At 71.8% G+C, this 21,445-nt stretch carries 19 protein-coding genes and 1 pseudogene; 15 read left to right on the plus strand and 5 right to left on the minus strand.

Translation table 11 applies throughout. The features are described from left to right. Positions 1-127: 127 nt before the first annotated feature. On the minus strand, positions 128-313 hold the full coding sequence (gene rpmB / locus ACWEKM_RS31195; protein WP_003993230.1) for a 50S ribosomal protein L28: 186 nt from the start codon (positions 311-313) through the stop codon (positions 128-130). 257 nt (positions 314-570) lie between these two features. On the opposite strand from rpmB, the gene ACWEKM_RS31200 reads away from it, so the two are divergent. Next, positions 571-2,328 (plus strand): DAK2 domain-containing protein, encoded by a 1,758-nt coding sequence (locus tag ACWEKM_RS31200; RefSeq protein ID WP_451624613.1) that lies wholly within the window; start codon positions 571-573, stop codon positions 2,326-2,328. A 59-nt stretch (positions 2,329-2,387) separates the two neighbouring features. On the opposite strand, the gene ACWEKM_RS31205 is transcribed toward ACWEKM_RS31200, so the two are convergent. After that, complete coding sequence (locus ACWEKM_RS31205) at positions 2,388-2,633, minus strand: hypothetical protein (protein WP_451624614.1); 246 nt, start codon at positions 2,631-2,633, stop codon at positions 2,388-2,390. A gap of 213 nt (positions 2,634-2,846) precedes the next feature. On the opposite strand from ACWEKM_RS31205, the gene recG reads away from it, so the two are divergent. The 8 genes from recG (at position 2,847) to mutM (ending at position 10,147) form a co-directional block, all read left to right on the plus strand. After that, positions 2,847-5,075 carry an ATP-dependent DNA helicase RecG gene (recG, locus tag ACWEKM_RS31210; protein ID WP_451624615.1) on the plus strand — a complete coding sequence of 743 codons (2,229 nt, stop codon included), beginning with the start codon at positions 2,847-2,849 and terminating at the stop codon, positions 5,073-5,075. A 62-nt stretch (positions 5,076-5,137) separates the two neighbouring features. Next, positions 5,138-5,725, plus strand: a complete 588-nt coding sequence (rsmD, locus tag ACWEKM_RS31215; protein ID WP_451624616.1) for a 16S rRNA (guanine(966)-N(2))-methyltransferase RsmD — start codon at positions 5,138-5,140, stop codon at positions 5,723-5,725. Between the two features lie 26 nt (positions 5,726-5,751). After that, complete coding sequence (gene coaD / locus ACWEKM_RS31220; protein ID WP_451624628.1) at positions 5,752-6,231, plus strand: pantetheine-phosphate adenylyltransferase; 480 nt, start codon at positions 5,752-5,754, stop codon at positions 6,229-6,231. A 57-nt stretch (positions 6,232-6,288) separates the two neighbouring features. Beyond that, positions 6,289-7,407 carry a cell division initiation protein gene (locus ACWEKM_RS31225; RefSeq protein ID WP_451624617.1) on the plus strand — a complete coding sequence of 373 codons (1,119 nt, stop codon included), beginning with the start codon at positions 6,289-6,291 and terminating at the stop codon, positions 7,405-7,407. Between the two features lie 133 nt (positions 7,408-7,540). Further along, the gene (locus ACWEKM_RS31230; RefSeq protein ID WP_451624618.1) at positions 7,541-8,194 is read left to right on the plus strand and encodes a YceD family protein; all 654 of its coding nucleotides are present in this window, start codon (positions 7,541-7,543) and stop codon (positions 8,192-8,194) included. A 2-nt stretch (positions 8,195-8,196) separates the two neighbouring features. Then, positions 8,197-8,370, plus strand: coding sequence for a 50S ribosomal protein L32 (gene rpmF / locus ACWEKM_RS31235; protein ID WP_003951102.1), 174 nt, complete (start codon positions 8,197-8,199; stop codon positions 8,368-8,370). Positions 8,371-8,377: 7 nt separating this feature from the next. Further along, the gene (gene rnc, locus ACWEKM_RS31240; protein WP_451624619.1) at positions 8,378-9,208 is read left to right on the plus strand and encodes a ribonuclease III; all 831 of its coding nucleotides are present in this window, start codon (positions 8,378-8,380) and stop codon (positions 9,206-9,208) included. A 78-nt stretch (positions 9,209-9,286) separates the two neighbouring features. Beyond that, on the plus strand, positions 9,287-10,147 hold the full coding sequence (gene mutM / locus ACWEKM_RS31245) for a bifunctional DNA-formamidopyrimidine glycosylase/DNA-(apurinic or apyrimidinic site) lyase (RefSeq protein ID WP_451624620.1): 861 nt from the start codon (positions 9,287-9,289) through the stop codon (positions 10,145-10,147). Here the strand turns inward: mutM and ACWEKM_RS31250 are convergent. Next, positions 10,137-10,538, minus strand: a complete 402-nt coding sequence (locus ACWEKM_RS31250) for a winged helix-turn-helix transcriptional regulator (protein WP_451624621.1) — start codon at positions 10,536-10,538, stop codon at positions 10,137-10,139. The genes mutM and ACWEKM_RS31250 overlap by 11 nt on opposite strands. A 75-nt stretch (positions 10,539-10,613) precedes the next feature. Beyond that, positions 10,614-11,660 (minus strand): CAP domain-containing protein, encoded by a 1,047-nt coding sequence (locus tag ACWEKM_RS31255; RefSeq protein WP_451624622.1) that lies wholly within the window; start codon positions 11,658-11,660, stop codon positions 10,614-10,616. A gap of 166 nt (positions 11,661-11,826) precedes the next feature. On the opposite strand from ACWEKM_RS31255, the gene ACWEKM_RS31260 reads away from it, so the two are divergent. The 5 genes and pseudogenes from ACWEKM_RS31260 to ACWEKM_RS31280 all read left to right on the plus strand — a co-directional run. After that, entirely contained in the window at positions 11,827-12,108 is a 282-nt protein-coding gene (locus tag ACWEKM_RS31260; RefSeq protein ID WP_451624623.1) for an acylphosphatase, read from the plus strand. Between the two features lie 381 nt (positions 12,109-12,489). Then, the gene (locus ACWEKM_RS31265) at positions 12,490-12,693 is read left to right on the plus strand and encodes a hypothetical protein (RefSeq protein ID WP_055623302.1); all 204 of its coding nucleotides are present in this window, start codon (positions 12,490-12,492) and stop codon (positions 12,691-12,693) included. A gap of 249 nt (positions 12,694-12,942) precedes the next feature. Next, positions 12,943-16,497: a chromosome segregation protein SMC gene (smc, locus tag ACWEKM_RS31270; RefSeq protein WP_451624624.1), complete on the plus strand. Its 3,555-nt coding sequence runs from the start codon at positions 12,943-12,945 to the stop codon at positions 16,495-16,497. Positions 16,498-16,706: 209 nt separating this feature from the next. Beyond that, a complete protein-coding gene (locus ACWEKM_RS31275) occupies positions 16,707-18,125 on the plus strand; it encodes a sugar porter family MFS transporter (RefSeq protein ID WP_451624625.1) in 1,419 nt (472 codons plus the stop codon). 205 nt (positions 18,126-18,330) lie between these two features. Then, positions 18,331-18,462 (plus strand): annotated as a pseudogene (locus tag ACWEKM_RS31280) (LLM class flavin-dependent oxidoreductase); the annotation flags it as partial. Between the two features lie 109 nt (positions 18,463-18,571). Here the strand turns inward: ACWEKM_RS31280 and ACWEKM_RS31285 are convergent. Beyond that, the gene (locus ACWEKM_RS31285) at positions 18,572-20,062 is read right to left on the minus strand and encodes a purine-cytosine permease family protein (RefSeq protein ID WP_451624626.1); all 1,491 of its coding nucleotides are present in this window, start codon (positions 20,060-20,062) and stop codon (positions 18,572-18,574) included. 108 nt (positions 20,063-20,170) lie between these two features. Here ACWEKM_RS31285 and ftsY point away from each other — a divergent pair, with 108 nt between their 5' ends. Further along, positions 20,171-21,379, plus strand: coding sequence for a signal recognition particle-docking protein FtsY (gene ftsY, locus ACWEKM_RS31290; protein WP_451624627.1), 1,209 nt, complete (start codon positions 20,171-20,173; stop codon positions 21,377-21,379). Positions 21,380-21,445: the final 66 nt, after the last annotated feature.

Raw genomic sequence — 21,445 nt, forward strand, 5'->3', positions numbered from 1 at the left:
GGGCACGGTGGTTGTGGTTGGGCAGGGCGGTTGGGCACGGCGGTTGGGCACAGCAAAAAGCCGGCCCATCCGGAGATGGACCGGCCAGATGCGGCGAACCGACGGTGGCCGCGCGCTCAGCAGTGCGTCAGCGCGAGACCTTGCCGGCCTTGATGCACGAGGTGCAGGCGTTCACGCGCTTCGGCGTCCCGCCGACCACGGTACGCACACGCTGGATGTTCGGGTTCCAGCGACGGGACGTACGGCGGTGCGAGTGCGAGATGTTGTTGCCGAAGCCCGGCCCCTTGCCGCAGACGTCGCAGTTGGCAGCCACGGGTCACTCCAAAGACTTCAGATGCACTTACGGTTGATCCCGGCAGGCCGGGATCGAGATCCTAGGATCCGAGATCTTGAGTGGCGTTGCCAGGGGAATGGCCCGATCGGGATCGGGCAACCGGAGCAGCATACAACGGCTGCGCCGGTACCACGAAACTACCATGGCAGCTCAGGGCCCGTGCCCGGCCCTGCTCCGGTCCGCGGGGATCCGGGGTCTACGCTGCGTCCACGTCCAGCCATCTCAGGGAGGCGCAGGTGGCGCAGGTGCCGCAGACATTCTTCGATGCTCTCGCGGTGCGCAGTTGGTGCGGTCACGCGCTCCGGGCGCTGGGACGGGCCCGCGAGGAGATCGACGCGATCAACGTGTACCCGGTGGCGGACGGCGACACCGGGACGAACCTGTACCTGACGCTGGAGTCGGCCGCCGCCGCGGTCGAGGCGGTGTTCTCCGGGTACGGGGCGGGCGCCGGGGAGGGCGCCGCACCGTCGCCGGCCGAGGCCCTGCACGCCATGGCGCACGGCGCCCTGATCGGAGCCCGCGGGAACTCCGGGACCATCCTCGCCCAGCTGCTGCGCGGCATGGCGCAGGTGCTCACCGCCGGAACCGACCCGGGTGAGACCGGTGAGAAGGCGGGTGAGACGGCTCGTATCGACGGGCCGGAACTGCGGCTCGCCCTGCGGCACGCCGCCGACTCCGCCCGCCGGGCCGTGGCCCATCCGGTCGAGGGCACCGTGCTCTCGGTCGCCTCGGCGGCGGGGGAGGCGGCCCGGGACGTCGAGGGCGACTGCGGGGCGGTGGCGTGGGCCGCCTACGCGGGGGCGTGCACGGCCCTGGCGGCGACCCCGGGACAGCTGGCCGTCCTGGAGCGGGCCGGGGTGGTCGACGCGGGCGGCCGGGGGCTGGTGGCGGTGCTCGCGGCCCTGGTGGAGACGTTCACCGGGGAGGCGCCGGGCGCCCCCGTACCCGTACGCGGGGCGTACGCGCGCGTGGCGCCCGGCACGGACACGGAGCGGCCCGCTACACCGGCGCACGCGCGCGGGGCGGCCGACGCCGAGGGGGCCGGATGCGGCAACGGGGCGGAGCCGGGCGGGCCGGGCTACGAGGTGATCTATCTGCTGGAGGCCGAGGACGCCGCCGTGGACCGGCTGCGGGACCGGCTCGACGGCCTCGGGGACTCCCTCGTCATGGTCGGCGGCGACGGGCTGTGGAACGTCCATGTGCATGTCGACGACGCGGGTGCCGCGGTGGAGGCGGGCGTCGAGGCCGGGCGGCCGTACCGGATCCGGATCACCCACTTCGGCCGGGGCGACGTCCATGTCCGCGGTGGCGCGCTGCCGCCCAGGGAGCGGGTGCAGCGGGCCGTCGTCGCGGTCGTGCCCGGCGAGGGGCTGGCCGGGCTGTACACCGAGGCCGGGGCCACCACCGTGCTCGCCCGCCCCGGGGAACCGCCCGCGAGCGGCGAACTGGTCGAGGCGGTACGGCGGGCCCACGCGCGCGAGGTCGTGCTGCTGCCCAACGACGCCGAGCTCAGGCACACCGCGGCCGCGGCGGCCGAGCAGGCCCGTGCCGAGGGCGTCCGGGTCGCCCTCATCCCGACGCGCTCCGCGGTCCAGGGGATCGCCGCGCTCGCCGTGCACGCGCCGGAGCGCCGCTTCGACGAGGACGTCGTCCAGATGACCTCCGCCGCGGGCGCCACCCGCTACGCCGAGGTCACGGTCGCCGAACGCCAGTCCTGGACCATGGCCGGCATCTGCCAGGCCGGTGACGTCCTCGGCCTCATCGAGGGCGACGTCGCGGTGATCGGCTCGGAGGTCACCGCCACCGCCGAGACCGTCCTGGACCGCATGCTCCAGGCCGGCGGGGAACTGGTCACCATCGTCCTCGGCGACGACGCGCCCCCCGAGGTCGCCGACCGGCTGGAGGCACGCGTGCGTGAGTCGTACCTCGCTGTCGACACGGTGCTCCACCGCGGGGGGCGGCAGGGGGCACTGCTCCTGATCGGCGTGGAGTGAGCCGGGACGCCGACACCGCCCCACCGTGCCACGACCGGAAACCCCGGCCCTCGGTGCGCTCAGCCGTCGAAGGGGCCCTCGAAGTCGGCGAACCGAACCTCGAAGACACCGTCCCCGGACTCGTCCCCGTCGTCGGCGGGCCCGACGCCGGGCTCGTCCACGCGCAGGGCGTGGCCATCGGCGTGCAGCTGCACCCGACCCGGGGCGCCCAGTTGTTCAGCCCGCCGGGCGATGATGGCGTCCATGGCGTTCTGCGGCGGCTCGCGTCCTGGGACGTAGGGGGACGTATGAGGTGACCGGGACATCTGGGACTGCTGGGACGGCTGTGAGGTCGGGGAGTCCGTCGCCGCAGCGCCGGCGGGGGACTTCGCGACGGCGTCGCGGGGTCGGGCGGTCCCGGTGAGACGGTGACCGCGGGCCTGCCCCTGGCCCGCAGCCCGCCGTCCTGGAACCCGAACAGCCCGTCTGACCAGGGATTTTCCGGGACGTATACGGCATTGTCGGTGGCGTGGTGTGCAATGGATCTCGTGCCCGCACTGGAAGAACCACTGAACCAGCCGCTGAAGTCAGTGCTCGGCCCCGCCACCGCGAAGGTGATGGCCGAGCACCTCGGCCTGCGCTCCGTCGGCGACCTCCTGCACCACTACCCCCGCAGATACGAGGAGCGCGGGCAGCTCACCCACCTCGCCGACCTCCCGATGGACGAGCACGTCACGGTGGTCGCCCAGGTCGCCGACGCCCGGCTGCACACGTTCGCCTCCGCCAAGGCAGCCCGCGGCAAGGGCCAGCGGCTGGAGGTGACGATCACGGACGGCAGCGGCCGACTCCAACTGGTCTTCTTCGGCAACGGCGTGCACAAGCCCCACAAGGAACTCCTGCCGGGCACCCGCGCGATGTTCGCGGGCAAGGTCTCCGTCTTCAACCGCCGGCTCCAACTCGCCCATCCGGCCTACGAACTGCTGCGCGGCGCCGACGACGAGGCAGCGGAGACGGCGGAGAGCTGGGCCGGTGCCCTGATCCCGATCTACCCGGCCACCGCCAAGCTGGAGTCGTGGAAGATCGGCAAGGCGATGCAGACGGTGCTGCCCGGCGCGTGCGACGCCGTGGACCCGCTGCCCGAGTCCCTGCGCGAGGGCCGCGGCCTGGTCTCCCTGCCCGAGGCCCTGCTCAAGATCCACCGCCCGCACACCAAGGCGGACATCGCCGACGCCCGCGCCCGCCTCAAGTGGGACGAGGCATTCGTCCTCCAGGTGGCCCTCGCCCGCCGCCGGCACGCCGACGCCCAGCTTCCCGCCGTCCCGCGCAGACCCGCCCCCGACGGCCTCCTGGCCGCCTTCGACGACCGGCTGCCGTTCACGCTCACCGAGGGCCAGCGCAAGGTCTCCAAGGAGATCTTCGACGACCTGGCCACCGAACACCCCATGCACCGGCTGCTCCAGGGCGAGGTCGGCAGTGGGAAGACCCTGGTCGCTCTGCGCGCCATGCTCGCCGTCGTCGACGCGGGCGGCCAGGCCACCATGCTCGCGCCGACCGAGGTGCTGGCCCAGCAACACCACCGCTCGATCGTGGAGATGATGGGCGAGCTGGCCGAGGGCGGCATGCTGGGCGGCGCCGAACAGGCCACCAAGGTGGTGCTGCTCACCGGCTCCATGGGGGCCGCGGCCCGCCGGCAGGCGCTGCTCGACCTGGTCACCGGGGAGGCCGGGATCGTGATCGGCACGCATGCGCTGATCGAGGACAAGGTGCAGTTCCACGACCTGGGGCTGGTCGTCGTGGACGAGCAGCACCGCTTCGGCGTGGAGCAGCGCGACGCCCTGCGCGGCAAGGGCAAGCAGCCCCCGCATCTGCTGGTCATGACCGCGACGCCGATCCCGCGGACCGTCGCCATGACCGTCTTCGGCGACCTGGAGACCTCCGTCCTCGACCAACTGCCCGCCGGGCGTTCGCCGATCGCGAGCCATGTCGTGCCGGCCGCCGACAAACCCCATTTCCTCGCGCGCGCGTGGGAGCGGGTGCGCGAGGAGGTCGCGGGCGGCCACCAGGCGTACGTCGTCTGCCCGCGTATCGGCGACGAGGAGGAGGACCCGAAGAAGGGCGGCGCCGGGAAGTCGCCGGAGGACGAGGCGGAGAAGCGGCCCCCGCTCGCCGTCCTCGACACGGCCGCCCAACTCTCCGCCGGCCCCCTGCGCGACCTGAAGGTCGAGGTGCTGCACGGCCGGATGCAGCCCGACGACAAGGACGCGGTCATGCGCCGCTTCGCGGCCGGCGAGACCGACGTCCTGGTGGCCACGACGGTCATCGAGGTAGGCGTCAACGTCCCGAACGCCACCGCGATGGTGATCATGGACGCCGACCGCTTCGGCGTCTCCCAACTGCACCAGCTGCGCGGCCGCGTCGGCCGTGGCTCGGCCCCCGGGCTGTGCCTGCTGGTCACCGAGATGCCCGAGGCGAGCGCGGCCCGCCAACGGCTGAACGCCGTCGCCGCCACCCTCGACGGCTTCGAGCTGTCCCGTATCGACCTGGAACAGCGCCGGGAGGGGGACGTCCTCGGCCAGGCCCAGTCCGGCGCCCGCTCCAGCCTGCGGGTCCTCGCCGTCATCGAGGACGAGGAGATCATCGCCGAGGCCCGCGAGGAGGCCGCAGCGGTGGTCGCCGCCGACCCCGAGCTGAAGCGGCTGCCCGGACTGCGGACGGCACTGGACGCCCTGCTGGACGAGGAGCGGGAGCAGTATCTGGAGAAGGGCTGAGACACTGGGATCGCCACCACCCGAACGCACCCCGTGCCCCAGCACCCCGACAAGGACCCGAGATGACCCGCGTGATCGCCGGCCGGGCCGGCGGACGCCGTCTGGCCGTTCCGCCGGGCAACGGAACCCGCCCCACCTCCGACCGGGCGCGCGAGGGGCTCTTCTCCACCTGGCAGTCCCTGCTGGGCGGCCCCCTGGACGGCGAGCGCGTCCTCGACCTCTACGCGGGGTCGGGCGCCGTCGGCCTGGAGGCGCTGTCCCGCGGCGCCGGCCACACCCTGCTCGTCGAGGCCGACGCCCGGGCCGCCCGCACGGTCCGCGCGAACGTGCGCACCCTGGGCCTGCCGGGCGCCGAGGTCAGGGCGGGCCGGGCGGAGCAGGTCGTGCGCGCGCCGGCCCCGGCCGAGCCGTACGACATCGTCTTCCTCGACCCCCCGTATGCCGTCTCCGACGACGATCTTCGGGAGATTCTGCTCACACTCCGCACGGAGGGCTGGCTCGCGACCGAAGCCCTCGTCACCGTGGAGCGCAGCACCAGAGGCGGGGATTTCCACTGGCCGGACGGCTTCGAAGCGCTCCGGACCCGACGCTACGGCGAGGGGACGTTTTGGTACGGTCGCGCCGCCTCTATGTGCGAAGACGCACGATGACCGGACCGGAGAGCGAGGGATCCCAAGTGCGCCGCGCCGTCTGTCCCGGGTCGTTCGACCCCATCACCAACGGACATCTCGACATCATCTCCCGCGCATCCCGTCTGTACGACGAGGTCTATGTCGCGGTCATGATCAACAAAGCCAAGAGGGGCCTGTTCGAGATCGACGAGCGGATCGACCTGATCCGCCAGGTCACCGCCGAGTACGGCAACGTACGGGTCGAGTCCTTCCACGGCCTGCTGGTCGACTTCTGCAAGCAGCGCGACATCCCCGCCATCGTCAAGGGCCTGCGCGCCGTCAGCGACTTCGACTACGAGCTGCAGATGGCGCAGATGAACAACGGCCTCTCGGGTGTCGAGACCCTCTTCGTCCCCACCAACCCCACCTACAGCTTCCTCTCCTCCTCCCTGGTCAAGGAGGTCGCGACGTGGGGCGGGGACGTCTCGCACCTGGTGCCGCCGCTGGTCCTCGACGCCCTCAACAAGCGTCTCCGCAAAGACTGATGGGGCTACAGTCGTCCCGTCCGTCTCCAACACAGCTGTAGAGAGTGGCGAGCACAGGTGGACGTGCAGAAGAAGCTCGACGAGATCGTGGCCACGGTCTCCAGCGCCCGGGCCATGCCCATGTCGGCGTCATGCGTGATCAACCGCGCCGACCTGCTCGCGATGCTCGAAGAGGTGCGCCAGGCCCTGCCCGGCTCCCTCGCCCAGGCCCAGGAGCTGATCGGCGGCCGTGAGCAGATGGTCGAGCAGGCCCGCCAGGAGGCCGAGCAGATCATCCAGAGTGCGCACGCCGAGCGCGGCTCACTGGTCTCCGACACCGAGATCGCCCGCAGCTCCCAGTCCGAGGCGGACCGGATCCTCGCCGAGGCCCGCCAGGAGGCGGAGGAGGTCCGGGCCGAGGCCGACGACTACGTGGACTCCAAGCTCGCCAACTTCGAGGTCGTGCTCACCAAGACCCTCGGCTCCGTCGGCCGTGGCCGCGAGAAGCTGCTGGGCACGGGCCCCGGCCTGGACGAGGACGGCTACGAGGACGCGGACGCCCCCGAGCGCAGCCACGACCCGGAGACCCTGCGGCGCACCGCCGACCAGTACGTGGACGTCAAGCTGGGCGCCTTCGAGGCGGTCCTGGCCAAGACCCTGGAGGCCGTCGGCCGCGGCCGACAGACGCTGCACGGCCGCATCGCCACCGACGACCTCGGCGCCCTCGCCGACGACCCGACGACCTACCAGCACTCCAGCGACGCCGACTACCTCGCCGACCTCGCGGCCCTGGCCGAGACCCCGGCCGAGCCGTCGGCACCGCAGCAGCCCGCACCGCGACGGCCCGCGCAACAGCCCGCCGCGGGATACGAGCCGCAGCCCGCCTACGGCTACCAGCAGCAGCCCGACCCGTACGCGGGCTTCCCGCAGCAGCAGGGCCAGCAGGGCTACGCCCAGCAGGACCCGTACGGCTACCAGCAGGCCGACCCGTACGCCGCCGGCTACGCCCCGGCCCAGGACGCCTTCCAGGGCTACGACGCCCAGCAGGCCGACTACGACCAGGCTCAGGGCGCCCAGGTCTCCCAGGACCGGCAGCCGGCCCAGCAGGGCTACGCCCTCGACGAGACCAGCCTCTTCGACACCAGCATGATCAGCGCCGAGCAGCTGCGGGCGTACGAGCAGGGCCGGGGCCGGTAGCGGAGCAGCGGATTGGGCCGTGAGCGAAAGGTCCAGTATCCTGGCTCTTCGGTCGCGCCCATATCCGCGATCAACGCTGCCCCGGAGCATCGCCGGGCTGCGTCCCTCCGAGTACAGAAGACCGAAAGCAGGAATGGCCGCCAACGCCCGCCTCGACCACCGCAACCCGTTCGTGTTCGATACGCACGAGCTGGGGCGGCGTCCCGGTGCGCTCCAGCGGCTGACCCGCACGGTCGACGCCCCCCGGGACTTCGGTCTGCAGGGTGTCGTCGGGGTGCCGGAAGGTGCCCCCGTGGAGCTCGAACTCCGCCTTGAGTCGGTCATGGAAGGGGTGCTCGTCACAGGCACCGCCCGTGCCGACGCCCAGGGGGAGTGCGTAAGGTGTCTGGAGCCGGTCGGGCTGCGGCTCGAAGCGGACTTCCAGGAGCTGTTCTCGTACCCTGACGCCGACGACCGGGGCCGCGTGATCGCGGAACCGGGCGACGACGCCGAGGACGACGAGGGCAGGTTCTTCATCGAGGACGGACTCTTCGACCTCGAACCCGTGCTGCGCGATGCGGTGGTGCTCGCACTGCCGATGCAGCCGGTGTGCCGGGACGACTGCCCGGGTCTGTGCTCCGAGTGCGGAGCGCGGCTCGCGGACGAACCGGACCACCACCACGCCGCCGTCGACATCCGGTGGGCGGCTTTGCAGGGACTCGCCGACACCATGACGGACGGCGAGAAGGACGAGATGGGCGGCGACGTGCCTCGATCAGCACGCGTCGACGAGAAGCAGGAGAAGTAGCCGTGGCTGTTCCGAAGCGGAAGATGTCGCGCAGCAACACGCGCCACCGCCGGTCGCAGTGGAAGGCTGCGGTCCCCACCCTGGTTGCGTGCGAGCGCTGCCACGAGCCCAAGCAGCAGCACATCGCGTGCCCCTCGTGCGGCACCTACAACAAGCGCCAGGTCCTCGAGGTCTGAGCGGCTGGTGAGAGGCACTGTGTCCACGCCGAAGAAGAACTCTTCCCGCGCGAGCGGAAGCGGACCAGCGGACAACACGGCCTCGTCCCGCACGCTTCTGGAAGGGCGGCTCGGCTACAAGATCGAGTCCGCCCTTCTGGTGCGAGCACTGACCCACCGTTCCTACGCGTACGAGAACGGCGGTCTGCCGACGAACGAGCGGCTGGAGTTCCTCGGGGACTCCGTCCTCGGCCTCGTCGTCACGGACACGCTGTACCGCATCCACCCCGACCTGCCCGAGGGCCAGCTGGCCAAGCTGCGGGCCGCGGTGGTGAATTCGCGTGCGCTCGCGGAGGTGGGCCGCGGTCTCGAACTGGGCTCCTTCATCCGGCTCGGCCGCGGTGAAGAGGGCACGGGCGGCCGGGACAAGGCATCCATCCTCGCCGACACCCTGGAAGCGGTGATCGGCGCGGTCTATCTCGACCAGGGCCTCGACGCGGCGTCCGAGCTGGTGCACCGGCTCTTCGACCCGCTGATCGAGAAGTCCTCGAACCTCGGAGCCGGCCTGGACTGGAAGACCAGCCTCCAGGAGCTGACCGCGATGGAGGGGCTCGGCGTGCCCGAGTACCTGGTCACGGAGACCGGACCCGACCACGAGAAGACCTTCACTGCTGCCGCCCGCGTCGGAGGCGTCTCGTACGGCATCGGCACCGGCCGCAGCAAGAAGGAGGCGGAACAGCAGGCCGCCGAGTCCGCCTGGCGGTCCATCCGGGCCGCGGCGGACGAGCGCGCCACGACGGGGCAGGGGGCCGACGAAGCCGCCGGCGACGATCCCGACGCGACGGCCGCGTCCGCCTGACCATCAGCACATCCGAACCGCCCGCTCCCCGACGGGAGCGGGCGCTCGGCTTCCCACACGGTCCATCACGGGGGTCCCATGCCCGAGTTGCCCGAGGTCGAGGTCGTACGCCGTGGCCTGGAGCGGTGGGTCGCGCACCGCACCGTCGCCGAGGCCGAGGTGCTGCACCCGCGCGCCGTACGCCGACACATGGCTGGCGCCGACGACTTCACGCACCGCCTCAAGGGCCACCGGTTCGGCGTTCCCGGCCGCCGGGGCAAGTACCTGTGGCTGCCGCTGGCGGACACGGACCAGTCGGTCCTGGCCCACCTCGGGATGAGCGGTCAGTTGCTGGTCCAGCCGCACGAGGCGCCGGACGAGAAGCATCTCAGGATCCGCGTACGGTTCGCCGACGACCTCGGCACGGAGCTGCGCTTCGTCGACCAACGCACCTTCGGCGGGCTGTCGTTGCACCCGGCCACCCCCGGCGGGCTGCCCGAGGTCATCGCGCACATCGCCCGCGACCCCCTCGATCCGCTCTTCGACGACGAGGCGTTCCACCAGGCGCTGCGCCGTAAGCGGACCACCATCAAACGCGCCCTGCTGGACCAGTCGTTGATCAGCGGTGTCGGCAACATCTATGCGGACGAGGCCCTTTGGCGGGCCCGGATCCACTACGAGCGTCCGACCGCGCACTTCACCCGGCCGCGCACGGCCGAACTGCTCGGCCATGTGCGGGACGTACTGAACGCGGCCCTCGCCGTCGGCGGCACCAGCTTCGACAGCCTGTATGTCAACGTGAACGGCGAATCGGGTTACTTCGACCGCTCCCTGGACGCGTACGGGCGCGAGGGGCTGCCGTGCCGACGCTGCGGCACGCCCATCCGCCGCCGCCCATGGATGAACAGGTCCAGCTACTTCTGCCCGACGTGCCAGCGCCCGCCGCGCGTCACGCGGTAGCGGTACGGGCGTCGTACGCCGCGCGGGCGGTCAGGATGTCGTCCATGGAGCCCTCCACGCAGTGGATGAGGGCCAACAGGCGCTCGGCGACCTCGCGGCCCAGGGGGGTCAACTCGTAGTCCACACGGGGCGGGTTCGTCGGCTGGGCCTCGCGGTGCACCAGGCCGTCGCGCTCCAGCGCGTGCAGCGTCTGGGACAGCATCTTCTCGCTCACGCCGTCGACACGGCGGCGCAGCTCGTTGAAACGGTACGAGCCCATGTGCAGGGCGCCCAGGGTGAGCGCGCCCCAGCGGCCCGTGACGTGCTCCAGCGTGCCGCGCGACGGGCAGGCCCTGGCGAACACGTCATAGGGGAGGTGCTGCTCCTTCGGGCGCTCCTGGGTCACGGTCATGACGCAAGCGTACGTGAGCACAGCGCTAACCGGTAGGTTGCACTAACCGTGAGTTAGCGTTCTGTTCGGGCCGTGTCAGTACCCGAAGTCCTGCGTCCACCAGGGGCCGCCGGACCCGAGGTGCACACCCACGCCCAGGGTCTTGAAGTCGCAGTTCAGGATGTTGGCCCGGTGCCCCGGGCTGTCCATCCATGTCTTCATCACGGCGGCCGCGTCGGCCTGGCCCCGGGCTATGTTCTCGCCGCCGAGGCCGGTGACGCCGACCTCGGTCGCCCGGTCCCACGGGGTCGCCCCGTCCGGGTCGGTGTGGTCGAAGAAGCCGCGCGCGGCCATGTCCTCGCTGAACGCCTCGGCCAGCCGGGTCAGCGCGCTGTTCGCGGTCAGGGCGCCGCACCCCGCCCTCGCCCGTTCCACGTTGACCAGCCGCAGCACCTCCGCCTCGGCGGCGGCCTGCACGGAGACCGTCGCCGGTGCGGTCGTCCGCTCCGTCGGCTCCGTCGGCTCCGGGGCGACCGGCGCCGACGGCTTCTCGGTCCGCGGCTTCGTGGGCGTGGCCGTAGGCGTGGCCGCGGGCTTCGTCGACGGCGTTCGGGACGGGGCGGGTGTGGTCGACACCGGGGCGGACGGCGCCGGAGAGGTGGACCGGGAAGTGCCGGGGCCGGTGGCCGAGCCGCCGTCGCGGCCGGGCTCGGCGCTGCCGGAGATGCCGCCCTGCTCGGTGGCGGTGCTGTCCGGCACCCCGTCGGCCCGCGCGTTGTCGCTGTCGCCGGTGCCGCCGATCCTGTAGTTGCCCAGGCCGGGTACCACTCCCGTGGCCACCGTGACCGTGCCGAGGGCGACGGCGGCGGAGACGCCGAGCAGGCCCGTGCGCACGGGCGTCGTGGCCTTCTTCCTCCGCCGGTGCCCCCGCTCGCGGGCCGCGTCGTCGTCCGCGGGGGCGAACTCCGCCACGCAGAAGCCGCCGCCGTCCGGCCCGGGCCCGTACCCGTCGTCCGTCGCGTGCGGGTACGCCGTGCTTCCCGCGTCGGTCAGGGAGGAGCCGCGCGGCGCCGGGACGCCCGTGGCGCGACCCGCGCCACCCGTGGCGGCGCGGTCGGCGGCGGATCGTCGGTGGCGTCCCATGCCCTGGCCTCCCCCCGTCTCGCGGTCGGCCCCCGGCGATCCCGTGGGCCAACCCAACTCACTCGATCGAGTGAGTTTCCTCTGAGGTTCATCTGGGTCGGGACGGTACCGCATGGCACCCGGGGAGGAAGTGCCCCGAGAGACATCGGCCGGTTAGGTTGCAGCCATGAACGAGGATGTGCGGCTGGTCGCCTGGGTGCGCGGACATGTCCAGGGAGTGGGTTTCCGCTGGTTCACGCGCGCCAAGGCGCTGGAGATCGGCGACCTGAGTGGCTTTGCCCTCAATCTCGGGGACGGGCGGGTCCAGGTGGTCGCCGAGGGCCCCCGGGAGGGCTGCGAAGGGCTCCTCGACTGGTTGCAGCGCGGCAACACGCCCGGGCGGGTGGACGGCGTCACCGAGATCTGGGACACACCCCGCGGAGGGTACGAGGGATTCGCCGTACGCTGACCCCGGACGGCGAGGCGCCACGGGCCGCAGCGGAGGGACCGGTCGACGGCCCCCGACCGAAGCGGAAATGACCTGGTGGTTGCCAAGAACCGCATGTCATGGCAGGCTCCCCGGCAAAAGATGATCGCCATGCCCCGAGGACCCCGCGGGAGCCGCAACGCAGCCCCTCTTCCGGCCGCGCGCCCGGGACGCCCGCCAATACAGGGCGTGATCGTGTTGACCGTCAAACTTTTTGGTGAGACGCTGAAAGCCCCGCGCACCTTAGCTGTTTGGCATGGAGCAACGGCAGAGCAACACTCGACAGTGTCAAGCACCGCGGGTGCGAATCCCTCACGACCCACACCGCTTCGGTCGGTCACTCATTGTGGAGGACCATCCATCATGGCAAAGGCGCTTCTCGGTTACGTCGGCGGCTCCGACCCTCGACTCCTCGCCGAGATGCGACGGCTCCAGCAGCGCGTCCAGGACCTGGAATCCGAGCTCGTACGGATCCAGGCCGAGAACGAGGCGCTGACGGCTGCCGCTTCTCACGACAGGATCATGGAGAGCATCGACGCACACCAGGCGGAGCCTGCGCTCACCTGATCACTGCATCGCTCCACGACAGCACACGCACTGGTTGGGCTGCCCGTATCAACCGCTAAGTTGTCAGAGTTGCAAGGGACGCCTCGGCGTCCCTTCTTTCTTGCCCGGCTCTCCCGCCGGGCCATTCGCTTCCCCGCGCATCCTTTCACCTTCTTTAACGTCTGGTGTGCCCTGCATGTTCAAGCGTGAAACCGCGAGGTTGCGAGGGTTCATGGAGTGGGATAGCGGCGGCGGGTAAAGTCCACCGGCGTGCACCTCAAGGCCCTGACCCTGCGCGGGTTCAAGTCGTTCGCCTCGGCGACCACACTCCGGTTCGAGCCGGGGATCACGTGCGTCGTCGGACCGAACGGCTCGGGCAAGTCCAATGTCGTCGACGCGCTCAGCTGGGTCATGGGCGAGCAGGGCGCCAAGTCGCTGCGCGGCGGCAAGATGGAGGACGTCATCTTCGCCGGCACCACCGGCCGTCCGCCGCTCGGCCGCGCCGAGGTGTCCCTGACCATCGACAACTCCGACGGTGCGCTGCCCATCGAGTACTCCGAGGTCACCATCACGCGGATCATGTTCCGCAACGGCGGCAGCGAGTACCAGATCAACGGTGACACCTGTCGCCTCCTCGACATCCAGGAGCTGCTGTCCGACTCCGGCATCGGCCGCGAGATGCATGTCATCGTCGGCCAGGGCCAGCTCGACTCCGTCCTGCACGCCGACCCCACGGGCCGCCGCGCCTTCATCGAGGAGGCCGCCGGCGTCCTCAAGCACCGCAAGCGCAAGGAGAAGGCGCTCAGAAAGCTGGACGCGATGCAGGCCAACCTCGCGCGCGTGCAGGATCTCACCGACGAGCTGCGCCGCCAGCTGAAGCCGCTCGGCCGGCAGGCGGCGGTCGCGCGCCGCGCGGCCGTGATCCAGGCGGATCTGCGGGACGCACGGCTGCGACTGCTCGCCGACGATCTCGTACGGCTCCGCGACGCGCTCAAGGCCGAGATCGCCGACGAGGCCGCGCTGAAGGAACGCAAGGAGGCCGCCGAGCAGGAGCTGAGGAAGGCGCTGCAACGCGAGGCGCTCCTTGAGGACGAGGTGCGTCGGCTCACCCCCCGGTTGCAGCGCGCCCAGCAGACCTGGTACGAGCTGTCCCAGCTGGCCGAGCGGGTGCGCGGCACGATCTCGCTGGCCGACGCCCGGGTCAAGAGCGCCACCTCCGCGCCGCCCGAGGAACGGCGCGGCCGGGACCCGGAGGACATGGAGCGGGAGGCCGCCCGCATCCGCGAGCAGGAGGCCGAGCTGGCGGCGGCCCTGGAGGCGGCCCAGCACGCCCTCGACGACACGGTCGCCCACCGCGCCGAACTGGAACGCGAACTCGCCGTGGAGGAACGCCGTCTGAAGGACCTGGCGCGCGCCATCGCCGACCGCCGGGAGGGCCTGGCCCGACTGAACGGGCAGGTCAACGCGGCCCGTTCGCGCGCCGCCGCGGCCCAGTCCGAGATCGACCGGCTGGCCGTGGCACGGGACGAGGCCCAGGAGCGGGCCGCGGGTGCCCAGGAGGAGTACGAGGCGCTCAAGGCCGAGGTCGACGGCCTCGACGCCGGCGACGCCGAACTCGCCGAGCGGCACGACGCGGCGAAGACGGCGCTGGCCGACGCGGAGTCCGAGCTGACGGCCGCGCGGGAGGCGGCCACCGCGGCGGAGCGCGGGCGCGCCGCGACCCAGGCCCGGCACGAGGCGCTGGCCCTGGGCCTGCGCCGCAAGGACGGCACCGGCGCGCTGCTGGAGGCCAAGGACCAGCTGACCGGCGTGCTCGGTCCGGCGGCGGAACTGCTCACCGTGGCGCCGGGCCACGAGGCCGCGCTGGCGGCGGCCTTCGGCGCGGCGGCGGACGCGATCGCGGTCACCACGCCCGCCTCGGCCGCGGACGCCATCCGGCTGCTGCGCAAGCAGGACGCCGGCCGCGCGGCGCTGCTGCTGAGCGGCGCCCCGGACGACATGCCGCGGCAGCAACGCCCGGACGGACCGCCGTACGCCGCCGATCTCGTCCAGGGTCCTGCCGAGCTGATGCCCGCCGTGCGGCGGCTGCTGCGCGGCGTCGTCGTGGTCGGCACCCTCGAAGACGCCGAGGACCTGGTCCATGCGCACCCCGAGCTGACCGCGGTCACCGCCGAGGGCGATCTGCTCGGCGCCCATATGGCGCACGGCGGCTCGGCCGGGGCGCCCAGCCTGCTCGAAGTGCAGGCGTCCGTCGACGAGGCCGCCGCCGCGCTCGACGAACTGGCCGTGCGGTGCGCGGAGCTGACCGAGATGCAGGACATGGCGGGGGAGCGGCGCCGGGCCTGTGCCGCGCTCGTGGAGGAGCTGGGGGAGCGGCGCCGGGCCGCCGACCGGGAGAAGTCGGCCGTCGCCCAGCGGCTCGGTCGGCTCGCCGGGCAGGCACGGGGCGCGGCCGGCGAGGCCGAGCGGTCCACCGCGGCGGCGGCCCGGGCGCAGGAGGCGCTGGACCGGGCCGTGCGGGAGGCCGAGGAACTCGCCGAACGGCTTGCCGTCGCCGAGGAGATGCCGATCGAGGAGGAACCGGACACCTCCGTACGGGACCGGCTGTCCGCCGACGGCGCCAACGCCCGGCAGACCGAGATGGAGGCCCGGCTCCAGGTCCGTACCCACGAGGAGCGGGTCAAGGGGCTCGCCGGGCGGGCCGACGCGCTCGACCGGGGCGCCCGCGCGGAACGCGAGGCACGCGCGCGTGCCGAACAGCGGCGCGCCCGGCTGCGTTACGAGGCGTCCGTGGCGCAGGCCGTGGCTGGCGGGGCGCGGCAGCTGCTCGCGCACGTCGAGGTGTCGCTGGGCCGGGCCGACGCGGAGCGCACCGCCGCCGAGGCGGCCAAGGCACGCCGGGAGCAGGAGCTGACCGCCGCCCGGAGTGCCGGACGCGACCTCAAGACCGAACTCGACAAGCTGACCGACTCGGTGCACCGGGGCGAGGTGCTCGGCGCGGAGAAGCGGCTGCGGATGGAGCAACTGGAGACCAAGGCGCTGGAGGAACTGGGCGTGGAGCCGGCCGGGCTCGTCGGCGAGTACGGTCCGCACCAGCCGGTGCCGCCCTCCCCGCCCGCCGAGGGCGAGGTGCTCCCGGACGATCCGGAGCATCCGCGCAATCGGCCGCGGCCGTTCGTACGCGCCGAACAGGAGAAGCGGCTGAAGGCCGCCGAGCGTGCCTACCAGCAGCTCGGCAAGGTGAACCCGCTCGCCCTGGAGGAGTTCGCCGCGTTGGAGGAGCGCCATAAGTTCCTCAGCGAGCAGCTGGAGGACCTGAAGAAGACCCGCGCCGACCTGCTTCAAGTGGTGAAGGAGGTCGACGAGCGCGTCGAGCAGGTCTTCACGGAGGCGTACCGGGACACGGCCCGGGAGTTCGAGGGCGTCTTCAGCCGGCTCTTCCCGGGCGGCGACGGGCGGCTGGTGCTGACGGACCCCGAGAACATGCTCACCACGGGCGTGGACGTGGAGGCCCGGCCGCCCGGCAAGAAGGTCAAGCGGCTGTCCCTGCTGTCCGGCGGGGAGCGCTCGCTCACCGCCGTCGCGCTGCTCGTGTCCATCTTCAAGGCCCGGCCCAGCCCCTTCTACGTCATGGACGAGGTCGAGGCCGCCCTCGACGACACCAACCTCCAGCGGCTGATCCGCATCATGCAGGAGTTGCAGGAGGCATCCCAGCTCATCGTGATCACCCACCAGAAGCGCACGATGGAGGTCGCCGACGCGCTCTACGGCGTCTCCATGCAGGGCGATGGTGTGTCGAAGGTCATCTCGCAGCGGCTCCATTGACGTTCACTTCAAGAAGTGAATCAAGGTCACGGGAGTCGTCCGGCTGTTAGTGCACCTTGATCGACTTTTGGCTTCGAAACTTGAAGACGTAGTCTCTGCGGCGTTGCTTTTACCTTCAGGTGTGAGCGGCGTGATCGTGTGCGCCACTGGTACCTGCAAGGACTCACCCCCACCCCCGGCGGCGTTGCCGGTGGCCCGAGGAGTTGTACGTGACCAGCACAGCGCAGGCACCCCAGTCAGGAGCCGGGACGGCTCACCCCGACCACCTCGGGCACGTCATCTTCATCGCGGCGGCGGCCGCGATGGGCGGCTTCCTCTTCGGCTACGACAGCTCCGTGATCAACGGCGCCGTGGAGGCCATCCGCAGCCGCTACGACATCGGCTCCGCCGCGCTCGCCCAGGTCATCGCCATCGCGCTGATCGGCTGTGCGGTCGGCGCCGCGACCGCCGGCCGGATCGCGGACCGCATCGGCCGCATCCGCTGCATGCAGATCTCCGCGGTCCTGTTCACGGTCAGCGCCGTCGGCTCCGCGCTGCCCTTCGCGCTGTGGGACCTCGCCTTCTGGCGGATCGTCGGCGGCTTCGCCATCGGCATGGCCTCGGTCATCGGCCCCGCCTACATTGCCGAGGTCGCCCCGCCGGCCTATCGCGGCCGCCTCGGTTCCTTCCAGCAGGCCGCCATCGTGGTGGGCATCGCCGTCTCGCAGCTGGTCAACTGGGGGCTGCTGAACGCCGCCGGAGGCGACCAGCGCGGCCGGCTGATGGGCCTGGAAGCCTGGCAGGTCATGCTCGGCGTCATGGTCGTCCCGGCCGCCCTCTACGGCCTGCTGTCCTTCGCCATCCCCGAGTCGCCCCGCTTCCTGCTCTCCGTCGGCAGGCGTGAGCGGGCCCGCGAGATCCTCGCCGAGGTCGAGGGCAAGGGGGCCGACCTGGACGCCCGGGTCGCCGAGATCGAGCACGCCATGAAGAGCGAGCACAAGTCCACCTTCAAGGACCTGCTCGGCGGCTCCTTCTTCTTCAAGCCGATCGTCTGGATCGGCATCGGCCTGTCGGTCTTCCAGCAGTTCGTGGGCATCAACGTCGCGTTCTACTACTCCTCGACGCTGTGGCAGTCGGTCGGCGTCGACCCGACGGACTCGTTCCTGTACTCCTTCACCACGTCGATCATCAACATCGTCGGCACCGTGATCGCGATGATCTTCGTGGACCGCATCGGCCGCAAGCCACTCGCGCTCATCGGCTCGGTCGGCATGGTCGTCGGTCTCGCGCTGGAGGCATGGGCGTTCTCCCACCACCTGGTCGACGGCAAGCTGCCGGCCACCCAGGGCTGGGTCGCCCTGATCGCCGCCCATGTGTTCGTCCTCTTCTTCGCGCTCTCCTGGGGCGTGGTCGTCTGGGTCTTCCTCGGCGAGATGTTCCCCAACCGGATCCGCGCCGCCGCCCTGGGCGTGGCCGCCTCCGCGCAGTGGATCGCCAACTGGGCCATCACCGCGAGCTTCCCGTCACTGGCCGACTGGAACCTCTCCGCGACCTATGTGATCTACACGGTCTTCGCCGCGCTCTCCATCCCGTTCGTGCTCAGGTTCGTCAAGGAGACGAAGGGCAAGACGCTGGAGGAGATGGGCTGAGGCCCGCAGTCCTGAAAAGAAGGGCCCAGGCCCCGCCGCCCTTCTCCTCGTACCGTCCGCTCGCACCGCCGCGGGAGTGCGGTGCGGTGGCCCGTGCGGGTGCGTCGGGGCTGGCCACGCAGTTCCCCGCGCCCCTGGGTGGGCTGCCCCTCGCGCGTGGCCGCCATGACCGCGGCCAACCGACCCGGTGACAGGGGGACCTCCCATGCCCGCAACGGCCGTCCGTTTCGATCTCGTCCCGCCCGGCACCGGCCCAGCCGCGCTCGCTGCCCGCTACCGGGCGGCCCTGGAGATGGCGGGATACGCCGACGAGCCCTGCTGCGTACCCGTCTCGACGCGGTATCGCACGGCACCGGCCGGCCGCGGACGGTGCAGGAGCACCGGCATCGGATCGAGACCAGCCTGCGGATCATCGAGGAGTCGCGGGGACGGTGGCTGACGGTGCGTCAGGCGGTTAGGGTCGTGGACTCTTCGGCGGTCCCCGCGCCGTCCGGCGCGGCTGGTACCACCGGCGGCTTCGGCAGCACCGCGTACACCAGTCCGGCGACGAGGGTGGTCGCCAGCCAGCCGAGCCCGTACCTGCCGACCGGGTTGTTCGCGGCGAGCGGGCCGGTGAACCAGTCGGACCTGGTGAACAGCAGGCCCGTGCTGAGGCCGAGCGCCCAGGCGGTGACGGCGGCGGGGGAGAAGCCGCCCCGGTACCAGTAGGCGCTCGTGCGCGTGGTGTCGAGCAGGGCCCGCGCGTCGTACTCCCGGCGGCGCGCCATGTCCGTGACGAAGACACCGGCCCAGGCGGAGAAGGCCACCGCGAGCAGCGACAGGAAGGCGACGAAGGAGCCGAGGAAGGACGTCGCCACCAGCATCAGGGAGCCGCCGAGGACCAGTGAGATCACCGCGTTGACCGAGACCGCCCAGTGACGCGGGACCTTGAAGCCGAGCGCCTGCGCGGTGAAGCCTGCCGAGTACATCGACATCGCGTTGATCAGCAGCGTGCCGACCAGGGCGATGAGCAGATAGGGGACCGCGAGCCAGGGCGGCAGGGCCCGGCCGAGGAAGGAGACGGGATCGGCCGTCACGGCGAGGTGCGGGGTGGCGGCGGCCAGCACGGCGCCCATCAGGACCATCGGGAGGACGACGACACCGGCCCCGGCGACCGTGCCCAGCACGATCGCCCGCGACGAGGCCGTACGCGGCAGATAGCGCGTGAAGTCCGCGGCGGTCGGCGCCCAGCTGATGCCGCCCGCGGCGATCAGCCCGATGCCCGCGATCATCGCGGAGTCCGGCCCGGCCGCGTGCGCGAAGACCCCGCTCCAGTCCGTCCTGGCGATCAGATGGCACAGGACCAGCACGGAGAAGGCGCCGAACAGCCAGGACGCCCCTACGGCACAGCGCCGCACCGCGCGGATGCCCAGGCCCGAGATGGCGAACGTGGTGACCACGAAGAACAGCAGGGCGGTGACGGCCGGCAAGCCGTTGCGTCGGACACCGAGGGCGATGTCCAGCACCGTGAGCAGTGCGTACGCACCGGTCACGGCATTGATCGTCTCCCAGCACCAGCGGGCGACCCAGATCAGCGCACCGGGGAGCAGATTGCCGCGCTGGCCGAACACCGCGCGGGACAGCGCCATGCCGGGCGCTCCGCCGCGCTTGCCCGCGATGCCCAGCACCCCGACGAGGCCGAACGAGACGAGCGGCGCCGCGCTGCCGACCACCAGGACCTGCCAGAAGTTCAGGCCGTATGTCACGGTCAGGCCCGCGCCCATGGTCAGCAGCAGGACGGTGACGTTGGCGGCGATCCAGGTGGAGACGAGTCCGCGGGCCCGCGCGGTGCGTTCGTCCCGCGGCACCGGTTCGATGCCGCGGGTTTCGAGGCCGAGGCCCCGCGCGGATCCCGTGCGGGGCGGCCTGGCGCCATCGTGGTCGGCGGTGGTGCCCATGGGAAGACATCGTACGTAAGCTGACAAAATTCCTGAAGTGACCTTTGCCGCTTGGCGGAACGCACAAGCTGGGTCCGGTAGGGACCCATGACTGATACTGGTCGGGTTATGGAAACCGTCATCCTTGCTGTAGTCATCGCCGTGGTCGTGCTCGGCGCGATCGGCGGGCTCGTCATCGGCAGCCGGCGCCGCAGGTCGCTGCCCCCGCCGCCCGCCGCGCCCGACCTCACCGCTCCTCCGGCCGAGCCGCACGTCGGCGACGAGGCCGAGACGCCGCACGACGAAACGCGCCGGACGATCGAGGAGGTGGACCTCCCGGGCGGCTCGGCCCCGACCGCCGTCGAGGAGCCGCCCGCCGTCGAAGAGCTGCCGGCGCCCGAGATCGAGGTTCCGGAGCCCACCGCAGGCCGCCTGGTGCGGCTGCGTGCCCGCCTCTCCCGCTCGCAGAACGCCCTCGGCAAGGGGCTGCTCACGCTGCTGTCGCGCGAGCACCTCGACGAGGAGACCTGGGAGGAGATCGAGGACACCCTGCTCACCGCCGACGTCGGTGTGCAGCCCACCCAGGAGCTGGTCGAGGGCCTGCGCGAGCGCGTGAAGGTGCTCGGCACCCGCACCCCGGAGGAGCTGCGCGGGCTGCTGCGCGCGGAACTGCTCAAGCTGGTCGGCACCGATGCGGACCGCACCGTGAGGACCGAACCGGAGGACCGCAAACCGGGGATCGTCATGGTCGTCGGCGTCAACGGCACCGGCAAGACCACCACCACCGGCAAGCTGGCCCGTGTCCTGGTCGCCGACGGGCGCACGGTCGTCCTGGGCGCCGCCGACACCTTCCGGGCCGCCGCTGCCGACCAGCTGCAGACCTGGGGCGAGCGGGTCGGCGCCTACACCGTGCGCGGACCGGAGGGCGGGGACCCCGCCTCCGTCGCCTTCGACGCGGTGAAGGAGGGCAAGGAGATGGGCGTCGACGTGGTGCTCATCGACACCGCCGGGCGGCTGCACACCAAGACCGGGCTCATGGACGAGCTGGGGAAGGTCAAGCGCGTCGTCGAGAAGCACGCCCCGCTCGACGAGGTGCTGCTCGTCCTCGACGCCACCACCGGGCAGAACGGGCTGGTCCAGGCCCGGGTCTTCGCCGAGGTGGTCGACATCACCGGCATCGTGCTGACCAAGCTGGACGGCACCGCCAAGGGCGGCATCGTGGTCGCCGTCCAGCGTGAGCTGGGTGTCCCGGTCAAGCTCGTCGGCCTCGGTGAGGGCGCGGACGATCTGGCGCCGTTCGAGCCGGAGGCGTTCGTCGACGCCCTGATCGGGGAGTGACCCCCGCCCGCGAGTCCCCCCACACGGCAGTCGGCGCCCGCCCCCGGGTGGGGGGGGGGGGCCGCC

The organism is Streptomyces sp. NPDC004752 (genome assembly GCF_053601275.1).

Bases quoted from the DNA above. Each gene is read 5' to 3' on its own strand.
- ACWEKM_RS31205 (WP_451624614.1), bottom strand. From the start codon at position 2,633: ATGTCCCGGTCACCTCATACGTCCCCCTACGTCCCAGGACGCGAGCCG.
- recG (WP_451624615.1), top strand. From the start codon at position 2,847: ATGGATCTCGTGCCCGCACTGGAAGAACCACTGAACCAGCCGCTGAAG.
- rsmD (WP_451624616.1), top strand. From the start codon at position 5,138: ATGACCCGCGTGATCGCCGGCCGGGCCGGCGGACGCCGTCTGGCCGTT.
- ACWEKM_RS31230 (WP_451624618.1), top strand. From the start codon at position 7,541: ATGGCCGCCAACGCCCGCCTCGACCACCGCAACCCGTTCGTGTTCGAT.
- mutM (WP_451624620.1), top strand. From the start codon at position 9,287: ATGCCCGAGTTGCCCGAGGTCGAGGTCGTACGCCGTGGCCTGGAGCGG.
- ACWEKM_RS31250 (WP_451624621.1), bottom strand. From the start codon at position 10,538: ATGACCGTGACCCAGGAGCGCCCGAAGGAGCAGCACCTCCCCTATGAC.
- ACWEKM_RS31255 (WP_451624622.1), bottom strand. From the start codon at position 11,660: ATGGGACGCCACCGACGATCCGCCGCCGACCGCGCCGCCACGGGTGGC.
- ACWEKM_RS31260 (WP_451624623.1), top strand. From the start codon at position 11,827: ATGAACGAGGATGTGCGGCTGGTCGCCTGGGTGCGCGGACATGTCCAG.
- ACWEKM_RS31265 (WP_055623302.1), top strand. From the start codon at position 12,490: ATGGCAAAGGCGCTTCTCGGTTACGTCGGCGGCTCCGACCCTCGACTC.
- ACWEKM_RS31285 (WP_451624626.1), bottom strand. From the start codon at position 20,062: ATGGGCACCACCGCCGACCACGATGGCGCCAGGCCGCCCCGCACGGGA.
- ftsY (WP_451624627.1), top strand. From the start codon at position 20,171: ATGGAAACCGTCATCCTTGCTGTAGTCATCGCCGTGGTCGTGCTCGGC.